Origin of the sequence: Hirschia litorea (assembly GCF_042665075.1) — a bacterium.
GTDB lineage: Bacteria > Pseudomonadota > Alphaproteobacteria > Caulobacterales > Hyphomonadaceae > Hirschia > Hirschia litorea.
In genome coordinates, this window is record NZ_JBHTBR010000009.1 from 66,667 (window position 1) to 79,612 (window position 12,946).

The window sequence follows — 12,946 nt, forward strand, 5'->3', positions numbered from 1 at the left end:
AAAGTAGTTCAGCCATCTCAACGTAGGAAGATGGCTCGAAGAGCAATCAATAAACACAATGTCAGTATCGCTCTAGCCTGTCGCACTTTTCAGATTAGTCAGACCTGCTTTCGTTATTGTCGCTTACTAAGTGACGAAAACACACAGATCGCTGATTGGTTGATAAAGCTAACCGGCGCATATCGCAGTTGGGCTTTGGCTTATGCTTTTTATATCTACGTAATGTAAAAGGCTTTAAATGGAACCACAAACGTGTTTATCGCATTTATAGAGCTTTGGAGCTGAACTTGCGGATACGCCCGCGCAAACGCCGCATAACACGCCAGAAACCTCAAACTTTGGCAATCCCAGACCAGCCTAATCAAGTTTGGTCTATGGATTTTATGTCAGATCAACTTGAAGACGGTCGTCGTTTTCGAACGCTCAATATCATTGACGATTTTAATCGTGAAGGTCTCGCAATTGAAGTCGATTTATCGCTTCCATCAACACGCGTTGTACGTTGCTTGGAGCAAGTTCTGGAATGGCGCGGAAAACCTGATTTTATTCGTGTAGATAATGGCCCAGAATACATCAGTGCTACGCTCCAATTATGGGCGCAAAAGCATGGAATTGAAATCAAGTATATCCAGCCAGGGAAACCAACACAGAACGCCTATATTGAGCGATACAACCGTACTGTCCGGCAAGAATGGTTGGGGCAGTACATCTTTGAAACAATCCAAGAGGTACAACAATATGCTACCAATTGGCTCTGGACTTATAACAATGAACGCCCTCATATGGGCCTTGGCGGCATAACACCCGCCATGAAGTTAACAATGGTGACGTGAATTCTACTATCAAACCCCGTTAAATATGGGGGGATTACAGCACGAGAACTCAATGCGATCAACACACGACGTGGTAAGCCTCACACAATTGTGTCTGACAACGGAACTGAAATGTCGAGCACTGCCATCTTGAAATGGTGTCAGGATACGCAAATCAACTGGCATTATATTGCGCCAGGCAAGCTAATGCAGAATGGGTTCGTCGAGAGTTTCAACGGTAGCTTTCGAGATGAATGCTTAAACGAGACACTTTTCTCATCTCTTCGTCATGCCCAATATGAAATCACAAAATGGAAGGAGGATTACAACAAAAACAGACCACACTCATCACTAGGTAATCTCACACCTAATGAATATGCTTTCAAATCAAACTTGCAAAACTAGGCTGCTTGAGGCCTAGATAATAATGACGAATTGATACGAATAACTGGATGAAACTTGGGTCTCAAGTCAGTTCGTTTCCCTAGCTGGATATACTTGATTTCAATTGCGTGCTTTTGCGCCCATAATTGGAGTGTCGCACTGATGTATTTAGGGCCGTTATCAACCCGGATTTAGCAAACACACACATACGCACGCAAAAAGGAAAAATCACGTCACTTGAAAAATATGAAGTTGAGTTACCTTAGCTTATGACCGGTCATTTCTTCGAGCTTTTTAAGCATAGCAGATCTATCCGATACCTTGATCAGCTCTCTTTCATACTCATATATTTTTGCTCCAACTAGGAAGCGATACCAGAAGCCCTGCAAGAAGTGATAGATCAAACCTTCACGTCCATCGAGGAAACCAAACTGCAAGAAATAGCGATATAGAAAATACACGAAAGGCCCAACCCAAAATGGCAACTTGTTATATAGCTTTTCTTTGAACCCCCGTTTTGATGCTGCTTGCTTCGGTGTATTCCCCTCGGTTAGGTCTTCATCACGTTCAAATAGCGCGTACTTTTGGTTAAGTACGTCAATGGCTTCACGTGTAGCATAGTGATTATGTTTAGTTGTAAAGAAAGTGATATCGTTTAGGTTGCAATCAGAAAATCCGCCGCTGATTTTGATTGTTTTGCCACCTTTTACAACAATGTGCTCATCCATCCAACGGTCTTCGATGCGACCTTTTCCGCGACGCCATATCCGTAATAATGTGAGAGGATAACGTCCACCGTGTTTAATCCATTTACCTAGAAAGATGTGCTTTCTATCAATATTTATCCCCACCACATTCTCTTTGAGTTGAGGTAACCTATTGCGTATTTTCTTGGCTAAATCTGTTTCAATGATTTCATCAGCGTCTAACCGCATAATCCAATCACTTGTTATAGGAGCATTGTCCAACCCCCATTGAAATTGCTTAGAATAGTTGGTCCAAGGGTTTTGGAGCACTGTAGCGCCTAAAGATTTTGCTATTTCAACAGTCTTATCTTTAGAAAAAGAGTCAATTACAAAAATATTTGAGGCAAAAGACTGGACGGATTCAATGCACCTTTGAATGTGTTGCTCTTCATTATAAGTTAAAATTATAACAGAACAATTGTTATTACTCATTTTTCGCTCCGTTAAATACAAGTATTTCAGATACAGGTCGACGAGCAGATTTTGCTACTTTTAGTGTCAAAATATCTTTAGGCGGTTTCCCTACCGCTATCATCATAATCAATACTTCGTCTTTGTTTACGTTAGCAACTTTCTTAATTTGGTCAGATGTTTTATGAGTGATTGCCAAATTTAAAGGACAGCTTACTATGTCATTTGCATGACATGAATATAGTAAGGCCATGGAAAATAATGCACCATCCACATAGGGTTGGTTTCGTTGTTGAGCACCGCCCCAAGCAGATAATTCCGATGTAATTAAGAATAAGTTACTGACATCTTGATTGAAGCCTCCGGCTCCCGCTTGCAAAGAAAGCAGCTCCCGAATTTTGTTTATATCGTTGAAAAAATATGCTTTTGTAGCTTGTCTATTACATTGAGACGGGGCTTGTTGTGCTATACGAACAAGATTTTCCACTTCTTGTTCTGTTAGTTTTTCTTCAGAGTAAACTCGACTACTAAAACGAGATTTCAGCAGATCACTACCAACTTTTTGACTGCCTAGTTTTAATGGTGCTTCAAACTCTCTTAAACCACCATTTAAAGACACTTTCTTCTCATGTTTTTTTAAAGTTTGGCTGACCTTATCCAGAATCTTATCTTCAAAATTAATTTGAGTATGAAAATCATAATACGCCTGAAGTGTACCTAGTGTTTTTTCAACAGGAAATGCTCCAAAAGCAACATCATATTTTGATAGTGCATCGATGAGGTAATTTATTTTAGATTTACCAAAGCCGGGACGGGTATGAGCAACAGATAGCCCCTTTTCTAAAGAGTGCGTTTCGATAATTATTTTGTAATACAACGCTTTTTGCTTGTCGCATACTGGTGAAATACTACAGTATTTTATATATCTCCATCTATCTCCACCAAAGAGGGTGAAGAACCAAACAAATTTGTTCAATTTTTTCAACATCTACTAATATCCCCAATTTCCCAGCACCTAACAATTAGTTGATGTTAAGATGTTTCGGCTTCACTAATTTTTCTTTTTTGAATAGGCATACATGGATTGCCAACACAAACCATCCACTCTTGCAAATCTTTTGTGACGAGCGATCTAGCCCCAACCACACTACCTGTGTGAATTGTGACGCCAGGCATAATCATAGATTCTGCAGCCACCCAAACATGGTCTTGAATTACAATTGGCTTCGTGAGGAGCGGGCGTTTTAAACTGGAAATATCATGCGAGCCTGTACATAAAAAAGACCTTTGGCTGACTGCCACTTTAGATCCGATTACTATTTTATCCATCGAATAACAATCAACATTGTCACCAAGTACCGAATATTTCCCCACTTCCAAGTTCCAAGGAGCCCATACAAAACAAGTAGCTGATATCTTTGATCCTGAGCCGATTTTTGCACCAAATAGTTTTAATAAAAAGACTCTCCAGCCATTAAACATAAACCGCGGTGAGGGTCGAAAGAATACAATCCAAACAACCAACCAAATTGCCCTCAAAGCTTTACTGCTTTTTGTTAAGGTGTCCCTATATTTATACTTCGAAAAGTCTTGCGAAGATTGCATTAGAAATCCAATTGATTTTTTAAATAATTTCTGCCGACTTTTTGCATATCTGCTAGCTTCACCGACACGGATTCCCAATTAATTTGTTTTTTAACAAGTACTTTTGCTTGGTCATAGTCTTCAGCTGCAATCAGACGATCTGCTAACCCTAGTTTTTCAAGTAAATCTCTGGCTCTTTCATTTAATTTTCCTTTTGCACCAGGCAGGCCAACTACGATAAAGGGCTTCTGAAGTAAAATACTTAAAACTGTGCCATGAAAGGAGTTGGTAACCACAAAGGAGGAGCTATTTATCAAAGATACCCAGCCCGCTGGCGATGGATATACAGTTGAACCGATCTCCTTCCAACGTCTATGTACATTATAAGGGGACACAACTTCCGTTTTGAGTTCGTTGGCAACTATATTAGCAGCTTGCGTGATACCACCACCTGAACGCAGAGCATAACAAAATACGTGATCAGACCTAACAGGTTCAGCTACTTTTATCAAAGAACTAAAATCACCTAAAAGGATTGCTGGATCTGGCACACAATCAGCATCCCTTCCTGTAATGTCCTTCAATATTTTGACTCCACTCTCCTCCCTTACTGACAAACCGTCGATGGAATTTACATACGTGGCAACTGTTTCATTATATATAGGGTCAAGAGAAGCGCGTCCAAAACTTGGAGCATACATTATTCTTTTACCAATATCGCTATCACTAATAGCGGCAAAATAAGCCGGATCTAACCCTCGCTGATCAGACGGGTTCCAAATTTGATCACTTCCACAAATAATAGCGTCGAATTTATGTATTGGATTCAGGAGATAGTTTTCTAATTCTTTTAAAGTTTCTAAACGTGAACCGGTCACCCCCAAGACATCTCGATGGAATTCCGCAAATAGTTTTAGTTGTTTTTTATTCCCAACTAAACTTTTTCTAATTCTTGAATATATTAAGAAAGCAATCTTTAGGTTGGCTTTAAACTGTTTAGGCGAGTAAATATTTACGAAGCTCCCCCCCTCCTCCACATAACGAGGATGATAATTGATAAAGTCCGCATCATGCCCCTGCTCGACCAACCATTGACGCAAGCCATAGGCTTGCATCAGCGCACCAAAATTCTCACTGAAGTGATAAGTTAAAATCCCAATTCGCAACGTAACTCTCCAAATTTCAAATCAAAACCAGATCGGTTTTGGCGCATTTCCAAAACAATTACTAAAGATCTCTAATAAATAAGCAGCACCGAACTCTGCGCTTAAAACGTCTCGCGCCCATTGCTCGCGCTGTTTTCTATTTTGCGATGATAAGTATCCTTTTTCGTTCGCTAGCTTAATAGACTGAACGATGCTTTCTGTATCTCCCCACGGAATTACAGCTCCATTGTTCGGATCTCTCAACATCATGGACGCCCCAACTCTATTACTAACAACAGGGTAACAACCTTGAAATAAGGCCTCACTTACAACCGCACCCCAACCATCATCTGTCGTTATAGAAGGTAAAACCAAAATATCTATTGAGCTCATAAAGTCTCCCATCATGTTAGATGGCACAACACCATGGAAATGAATGTTTGAGGAACTAGGATTTTTATACTGTTCGATTTCTGAACCTAAACTACCTTTTCCAGCGATGTGTATCTCATAATTCGCATCTAAACATTCTGCAGCCGACAAGAACAAATCGAACCCTTTTAATACTTCTAATCGACCGACAAAACCAACACGAACTTTCAGGTTTGTTTTTTCTCTAACTTGCAAAGTCGATGGTTCTAAAAAATACGCAAAAGGAAAAATTAACTCACTATTATAGCCAGCCAGTTTGAACCATCGGGGGCCATGCTCTCCGATTGCTAAAATAAAGCGGGCTTTTTTCCGAATATTCCCTTCATTCAATATGGATTGAGCTAGTCTTATTTTGCCAGAGATCCCCTCCAAAACCCTCGGCTCCTGAATGATTCCAAACATTCTCTTATATTTTGAAGCAAGCTTTATTCCCAACACTATACATGGAACCCTACGCAAACCGGCGAATATATGAATAGAATCAGGGCTAGAATTTTTTATCACATTTTCAACCTGACCATCACTTAAACTTTCTAAGTAATTCTCAGGAAAAGAAGACGATAAGCCTTGAGATATTCGCGATTCTGGCATCATGCTCTCAACAATATATACAACTTTCCCGACGCCCCTATTTTTAGACAATGCATCAACGATCGGTACCAAATGTGGGTTATATTCGCGTCCCCATAAATATATTTCTGAAATTAACACTTCACCGTCCGCCTATGAATATTCATTTATTATAACCAGCCCACATAAACCAAGACGAACCGGGATGAACTATTGCCAAAACAATGTCAGCCCTTCGTCGTATATTACTTTCAGTTACCCAAGAAAGGGCAAGTTTGAGCTTGCCCTTAAAACTATCCATGCCTCTTGGTTCACAAAATAAGCCAAATCTTCATATTAACTTAATGTAATGACCAATGCCAATCTTAACACTTGCGCTCCAGCGAATTCCTGAAAATATATGTAGTCATATTCATAACTTTTTGTAACTATACGCGGAACCTCTTCAGGGCTAGTTAGAATAACTATATGTTTTAAGTTATCTACATTAGAAACAGATCACCCAAGCTGCCCCCCCCCTCCTCAGCAATATAGCTTACACTTTAAACTTATATTTTTCTGAGTTTAGTACTATTCGTAATAATACAGAAGCTAATTCCTCTGGCGTTTCATACTCTAAAATTTCAGAGTATGCAGAGGCCAATGAGATTTGATGTAATTTTAGCTCAATAATAATTTTTTCTATTGACGTTTCAGTTGATGAGTCCTTCCAGACCCAATGGAAAATAATATAACGTATAACCCAAATGGATAAATATTCAGGTTCATAAACCTATCGTTTATAAGCATCATTAATAATAGCGGGATTAGAACTACTGTATAGTTCATGCTCCTTTTAAGTACAATAATAAACTGCGCCAATACAAAAAGACAAAGGAAAACCCCAACTAAACCAAACTGAGTTATCGAATACAAAAACCAGTTATGTGGCTGAAGCACGTTCAATCTCGCGGGGTAATCAATGCCAACACCCCAAAATGGGTGATCCGCAAACAATTCTAACGATACCGCCCAGTGGTGATCACGCCCACTCAGCCCCGTACCACCTCCTCTATATTCGTTACTAACTAAAAAAATTTTATCAGCAAAAAAACCTGTTACAAAGTCGCCCACTGTTGGAACTGATACAACACCAATCAGAACTACAGTAGGCACTAATATCACCCCAACCCCGAATAGCAGAACAGCTGTCTTCAAGCCTTTTCGTTGAATTATCAATCTAACGCAATAAAGCACCCAACAAATCATAATTGCAAGAAGTGAAGACCGAGACTGCATCAGCATACAAGCATAAAATATACTCAAGAATAAAAAGGTGAATGATTTAAACCTTAAACAAAATGAAGATAAAATCAGAACAGTCGCTAAAATCTCACCACCTAAATTTGGATGCATATCTCCTAAAAAGAGGAACCGTCCGTAGTGATTATCTATTTTTCCTAAATGAACTAGTGGTATATACACCGCCAAGATCAAAAACCCTGAAACAGCAACACCACTAGCATAACCACGGATATCACTTCTAACAAAAAGAAGCGTCAAGAATAGCGAGAAGAAGAACATACAATACTGAATGATTGCTAATAATTCTACATCATATAGAAAAATAGAGGACGCTAAGCCAATCATCGTCAAGCACAGAAACATAGATTCTGGCATCATCCGTTTCATTCGCTTTATGTATTTGGATGAAAAAGCAACTAGGATTGCGGCCTTTGCAATTACAATTATACTGTAATACAGTGTGTTATTAATGTTCGCCAGATACATGATGTAGTTCGAACTATCCAACACCCCAATAAGCACTGGAATTCTCAGCAACATAAAAAACTTTGAAATCATTCCATCCACTTTCTAAGAGGTGAGCAGCCAATGCACATGTCTATTTACTAAGGCACATTACTGGGGCTTTGTTGGTATCATCTTGTTTATATGCACCAATATAATTATTGCAGCGCTCCCCTCCGCTACCGCAAGCGCAATTCCAACTCCTGTCAGCTGCAAAGCATCGGCCAAACACAACGTCAACACGCCCCCCCCAATTGCGCATAAAATAGGATACTTAGCGAACACAACATGAGAATTCGTTGCAAGCAATACATTGGAATAAAGGTACCAGATACCGTGAAACACCGTTGCTAAAGCCATAAAAAAAACGAATAATCTATCTGGCTTAATCTGCCCTGCACTCCACAATTCAACAAAGTCTGCCCCACAGATCGCAAATAATATTCCGCCCGGCAATAATAAAAATATCACAAGATTAAAGTTCAGCTTCCTGATTTTTTTAAGTGTTTCTTCAGACTTTTTTGCTGTGGCTGCAGCGATTTCTGGCATTGTTGCACGGTTGACTATACCCACCACCTGAATGGCTAAGCGACTCGCTGTACGAACGGGTTGATATATTGCAACAGCCGCTGGCGACAAAACATACCCAATTACCAACACTATGCCTTGCAAATTTATAGCAGTCGATAGTGGGATAAGCATGGCCGATACAGCAGGCTTAAACAGCCTTTTAATTTCGCCAATAGTTGCGTGATCGATATTATAATACAACCAATTAATTCGATAGCGCATAAACCAATAGAATAACACTGTATTCAATATTCGACCGACCAGAAGAGTTATCACGGCACTTGTAACCCCCCCCCCACCAAAAAAGACAACCATCAACATACATATATTGCAGGTGTTCACCATCAAATCGTATACAAATGTGCCAATGGCATAGTTTCCTGTCGAACAAAATCCCGCAAGCGGAATACGTGAAACCAATGTCAACATTGAATAAACTGCTAGCCAAAACAGTATTTCGCCATACCTTAAAATAATTTCCGATTGAAATCGATCAGGCACGAAGTGATGCAAATTAAATATACAAAAAGAGATAAATATTACACCAACCGAAATAGCAATAAAAAGCCAAAATACACTTTGAAAAGCTCCAAGTGCCTCTTTCTTCAAGTCTTTTGCAGCTTTTAATGCCATATCAGCTGTCAGGGCTTGTATAAATCCTAAATCCGTAAGTGCTAGATAAGTCGGTATTGTTGTTAGCAATACCCAAACACCAAATTGTTCTACACCCCAACTTGCTACCAAAATAGGAAATGATAGTAGCTGAACAAAAGCATTCATAAGAATGCCAGCACTATTTACTATTGAACCGCTAAAAATGCGCTTTGAGACACTCATATTATTCTCGATGTCGCAACGATAACTTGCATTCAAAAGCATTTAAGATCGCTGAACCACTCCACGTTTCTTCAGCCCTTAAACGCGCAGATTTAGCAAAGTCAGCATATTGAATTTTATCATTCAACAGTTGTTCTAGAGCTACTACAAATTCTGCTACATTTTCAGGTTCAGTAATTATTCCACATTTGAAAATTTCGTTGGCAAGTCCTGTATTTCCCATAGTCGTTGCTACAACAGGGCGGCCCGAGGCCAGCATATTTGTTAACTTCGAAGGCAACACCAAGTCAGCAGCCCCCTTTATTTGTGGCAACATATGGATCGTCGCCAAGTTCATCAGTTCATTCAAATTTTCTTTTGGCTGCAAATCAAAAAATTTTATATTATCGAGCCCTTCTGCTGCTTGACGCAAATTCTTCCGATTGGGGCCCTCACCGCAAATCACAAAAGTTAGATCTTTGCGATGAGCAAGTTGCTTTGCAGCTTGAACTATAATTTTTATGCCTTGTTTGTTCGCTATATTCCCTGAATATAATGCGACATGTTCCGTCGTAATATTCCACTCTTCCCGATATTTAGATGGGCGGTCCAGCGGCTTTATCACATCCACATCTGCCCAATTTCTAAACTCGTAAACTGCGTCTTCCGGAACACCCTTTTCTTTAATGAGTTTGGCGCACATTTGCGGGGATATGGAGCTGACTTTATCAAAATTTTGAATAGCCTTATTCTCAAACCCGCGAGCTAGTCTTCCAATTGAACTCTCACCTTTCAAAAGCCCAGTAGCAAATGCTGCCTCAACCTCAAAATCTTGCACGTGAAGCCAAGTCTTAGCGCCACATAGCTTAGCCACAAACGTAGCGACTGGAGCAGCTATTAAGGATGGAGCCACCGCCAAAACAATATCCGGCTTCCAAAACAAAGCTGCCTTTAACATTGGAAAGAAAGACCAAATTCGAAAACTAAAATGGTGCAAAATTCGTTTCAGACCGGAAGGATTTTTTGGAACATAGTGAGGACAGCGCGTAACTTTTACCCCATTTTCTGTACTCTTTTTATAAGTCCACCCAGTATGACCATCCATTATTTTCCAACCAGGGTAATATGGGCGCCCAGCTACTACACGAACATCATGACCCTTTTCCACTAAGGCCTCAGCCATGCCAGTTGTGTATACAGCTATGCCTACTTTTTCGGGCGCGTAGTTTAGGCCCAGGATGAGTATCTTCATTATAAGGGTATCTGTTATTTGAGTAGTAAATGGGGTCTTCAAAAAGCTTTATTATCAAACAAAACAAGACAGGCAGTTTTGATCAAAACATAAAAATCTTTTTTATGAGACCATCCCTCAACATAATCTAAATCCAGCTCAATACGTTTTAGCTTTAATTCTTCGGTATCAGTGGGCCCTCTAGAACCTGACACTTGAGCAAGGCCGGTTACACCAGGGCGCGCCTGAAAACGAAGTGCATATCGACTATCAAAAGCCATGAATTCTGCGTCATGCGCAACGACATGAGGGCGCGGCCCCACAAGGGACATTTCCCCCTTTAATACATTCAAAAGCTGAGGCAGCTCATCTATAGAGGTTTTACGTAAAAAACGACCAAGCCTTGTAATTCTCTCATCACCTCGGACCGCTTGCTTAAAGCTAGCATCATGTTGACGCATTGTACGAAATTTATAAATTTCAAACGCCTTACCATGAACGCCCCCTCTTGCCTGCTTAAACAAACCAGGGCCCTTGCTTTCCAGCCTTACAAAAGCCCAAATCATCACCATAAATGGAGAGAGAAATAACAATAAAAGCAAAGCCAATGAAAAATCAAAACACCGTTTAACTTTTCCGCCAATCGGCTTCTCACCAGCTGATTTTTTATAATTTGTTTTATTAGCATTAGAAGGCGCGACAACCGGCCGCCTATTAGATCCCTCATGGATGTAATAGCATTCATTCGACACATTACATTGTTCATTGTCCGGAATATAACGCAGCATAAGATCCCCCAGTCCAGAATTACACCTTTGTTTATCCAAAACACGTGCCATCTAGACAAAAGTTATGACGTAAACAACGTAATTAGACTTTTTCTATACCGAAGCTAGATCTTAACGACAAGTAAAAACAAGACCAAAATCTCTAGTTCTCGTCTGCTTTCCACAATTTAACGACGAGATATGCATGATTGCATTGCAGCTATGCTATTTAGCCGCGCATAATTAGGCATACCACCCTAAACTAGACTTGTTTTTCGAAAGAAAAAAGAATATCTATTCTTGTATAAGTACGAAACACACAAATACACGACTGCTTTTTTGTTTAAAATACATATCTAGAGTGCAATCTTCTCTTTATAGAGCGCTCCCAGTTTATACTATAGTGAAAATTAAGCGTTAAACGTCGCCGACTGCACTTACAGACTCAGATAACATCCCCCAAAAGGGTTCGACAGAAACGATACTGCTAACAGGTCGAGATAAATATCTCACTATATCGACAGGTCGCACTTCAATACCATTGCGAAAAAAGTCTTCGGCACGTGATATTGTCTCCTTATGAGACAAACCTGATTGTTCAGCACCTACGCCCGCTATCTCTTCATTTCCCCGCGAAATTGCCTGCATCCCTCGCTGTGTTGAGTTAGCCCCCACACCCGCATCATCCTCTATTGGCAGCGCAGCTAGTTTACCCCTTTTCGCAACAGACCAATCATGCAGACTTGATGATGCCTGCAACGCAACGAATTCATAGTCTGTCTCATCCACAAATACGGGATTGGAATTTAGGTTATCAAGAACAATATCCCCTTGAGATGTACGCACAAGCAAGACTGCATGTATGCCTACACGCGTATTTTTTACAACGGCAATCGGCAAAGACTTTCGATCAACGCCTAGCAACTCCAATTTACGCCTTTTCTCCAATACATAATCTTCACAATCCCCCCTCGCCCCCACATCTTGGCCAGGGTAGGTTAAAGGCATAGCCCACTTATCATCAGCGCCATATGTAATAGTATCTGTTGAAGGCCATATACGCTTATTTATATTGGCGTTGACTTTAAACAAAGCCTTTGCCAAGTGAGCAGTCATAACTTCCCTGCTAACATTTTGCGGTTGAGAATCTAGACGCTTAAGCTCATCTAGTCGTTGCTGCATCATGCCTTGGAAAAGATCCTTAGCCTTTGCGTTTGGACGCGTGGCTAAACCTTCCTCATTCACAGAGATGTGCTGCATTTTTATTTTTGTAGTTTGCGGCACAATACCAGCCGGCACCAAATCTTGAGACGTTTCAACTTTGATTTTAAGATCATCTAATCTTTGCTGCATCATAGCCTGAAACATATCTTTTGCGTTCAGCTCTACCTGCTCACTTGTTCCACCGGTCGATACACGAACCTTTTCAACCCTTGCGCCTCTATCCTCAAATAGAGATTCACCGCACTGATCCTTATGCTCTAGGCAAAATGCCTTCACGCCGTTGGGCGCATTTGCTTTAAGTTCAGTTACCTCAATAATAGAGCCAACACGATCTGATAATATATTGGAAGGCGTGGATGCACACCCTCCTACCCATAGAGTTACCCCTATAGCTATGGTCTTGAATAAATTTTGGTCCACCGCTGTTCTCCGCGTTTGTGACCTAAAATTTACAACAAATATTTTT

The 12,946-nt window shown here is 40.3% G+C and carries 10 protein-coding genes and 2 pseudogenes; 2 read left to right on the forward strand and 10 right to left on the reverse strand.

The window, feature by feature from the left end; translation table 11 throughout:
- Both ACFQS8_RS15065 and ACFQS8_RS15070 read left to right on the forward strand, forming a co-directional pair.
- Positions 1-833 (forward strand): annotated as a pseudogene (locus ACFQS8_RS15065) (IS3 family transposase); the annotation flags it as partial.
- Positions 834-860: 27 nt separating this feature from the next.
- Positions 861-1,217: pseudogene (locus ACFQS8_RS15070) on the forward strand (integrase core domain-containing protein); the annotation flags it as partial.
- 236 nt (positions 1,218-1,453) lie between these two features.
- On the opposite strand, the gene ACFQS8_RS15075 reads toward ACFQS8_RS15070, so the two are convergent.
- The 10 genes from ACFQS8_RS15075 to ACFQS8_RS15120 all read right to left on the reverse strand — a co-directional run bounded on the left by ACFQS8_RS15075 (position 1,454) and on the right by ACFQS8_RS15120 (position 12,900).
- The gene (locus ACFQS8_RS15075; protein WP_382168897.1) at positions 1,454-2,374 is read right to left on the reverse strand and encodes a glycosyltransferase family 2 protein; all 921 of its coding nucleotides are present in this window, start codon (positions 2,372-2,374) and stop codon (positions 1,454-1,456) included.
- Complete coding sequence (locus ACFQS8_RS15080) at positions 2,367-3,341, reverse strand: nitroreductase family protein (protein WP_382168900.1); 975 nt, start codon at positions 3,339-3,341, stop codon at positions 2,367-2,369. The genes ACFQS8_RS15075 and ACFQS8_RS15080 overlap by 8 nt, the downstream gene beginning before the upstream one ends.
- Before the next feature lie 44 nt (positions 3,342-3,385).
- Positions 3,386-3,958 carry an LbetaH domain-containing protein gene (locus ACFQS8_RS15085; RefSeq protein ID WP_382168902.1) on the reverse strand — a complete coding sequence of 191 codons (573 nt, stop codon included), beginning with the start codon at positions 3,956-3,958 and terminating at the stop codon, positions 3,386-3,388.
- Positions 3,958-5,103 carry a polysaccharide pyruvyl transferase family protein gene (locus ACFQS8_RS15090; RefSeq protein WP_382168904.1) on the reverse strand — a complete coding sequence of 382 codons (1,146 nt, stop codon included), beginning with the start codon at positions 5,101-5,103 and terminating at the stop codon, positions 3,958-3,960. Before ACFQS8_RS15090 ends, ACFQS8_RS15085 begins: the two co-directional genes overlap by 1 nt.
- Before the next feature lie 21 nt (positions 5,104-5,124).
- The gene (locus ACFQS8_RS15095) at positions 5,125-6,225 is read right to left on the reverse strand and encodes a glycosyltransferase (RefSeq protein WP_382168906.1); all 1,101 of its coding nucleotides are present in this window, start codon (positions 6,223-6,225) and stop codon (positions 5,125-5,127) included.
- Between the two features lie 540 nt (positions 6,226-6,765).
- On the reverse strand, positions 6,766-7,926 hold the full coding sequence (locus ACFQS8_RS15100; RefSeq protein WP_382168908.1) for an O-antigen ligase family protein: 1,161 nt from the start codon (positions 7,924-7,926) through the stop codon (positions 6,766-6,768).
- A 57-nt stretch (positions 7,927-7,983) separates the two neighbouring features.
- Positions 7,984-9,279 (reverse strand): lipopolysaccharide biosynthesis protein, encoded by a 1,296-nt coding sequence (locus tag ACFQS8_RS15105; RefSeq protein ID WP_382168910.1) that lies wholly within the window; start codon positions 9,277-9,279, stop codon positions 7,984-7,986.
- A gap of 1 nt (position 9,280) precedes the next feature.
- The gene (locus tag ACFQS8_RS15110; RefSeq protein ID WP_382169208.1) at positions 9,281-10,510 is read right to left on the reverse strand and encodes a WcaI family glycosyltransferase; all 1,230 of its coding nucleotides are present in this window, start codon (positions 10,508-10,510) and stop codon (positions 9,281-9,283) included.
- 38 nt (positions 10,511-10,548) lie between these two features.
- Positions 10,549-11,277 carry a sugar transferase gene (locus ACFQS8_RS15115; protein ID WP_382168912.1) on the reverse strand — a complete coding sequence of 243 codons (729 nt, stop codon included), beginning with the start codon at positions 11,275-11,277 and terminating at the stop codon, positions 10,549-10,551.
- 396 nt (positions 11,278-11,673) lie between these two features.
- Positions 11,674-12,900 (reverse strand): transglutaminase-like cysteine peptidase, encoded by a 1,227-nt coding sequence (locus ACFQS8_RS15120; protein WP_382168914.1) that lies wholly within the window; start codon positions 12,898-12,900, stop codon positions 11,674-11,676.
- Positions 12,901-12,946 lie beyond the last annotated feature (46 nt).

What these genes read in the sequence shown, in the direction of transcription:
- ACFQS8_RS15110 (WP_382169208.1), bottom strand. Translation starts at nt 10,510, where the DNA reads ATGAAGATACTCATCCTGGGCCTAAACTACGCGCCCGAAAAAGTAGGC.
- ACFQS8_RS15080 (WP_382168900.1), bottom strand. Translation starts at nt 3,341, where the DNA reads ATGTTGAAAAAATTGAACAAATTTGTTTGGTTCTTCACCCTCTTTGGT.
- ACFQS8_RS15085 (WP_382168902.1), bottom strand. Translation starts at nt 3,958, where the DNA reads ATGCAATCTTCGCAAGACTTTTCGAAGTATAAATATAGGGACACCTTA.
- ACFQS8_RS15115 (WP_382168912.1), bottom strand. Translation starts at nt 11,277, where the DNA reads ATGCTGCGTTATATTCCGGACAATGAACAATGTAATGTGTCGAATGAA.
- ACFQS8_RS15105 (WP_382168910.1), bottom strand. Translation starts at nt 9,279, where the DNA reads ATGAGTGTCTCAAAGCGCATTTTTAGCGGTTCAATAGTAAATAGTGCT.
- ACFQS8_RS15100 (WP_382168908.1), bottom strand. Translation starts at nt 7,926, where the DNA reads ATGATTTCAAAGTTTTTTATGTTGCTGAGAATTCCAGTGCTTATTGGG.
- ACFQS8_RS15075 (WP_382168897.1), bottom strand. Translation starts at nt 2,374, where the DNA reads ATGAGTAATAACAATTGTTCTGTTATAATTTTAACTTATAATGAAGAG.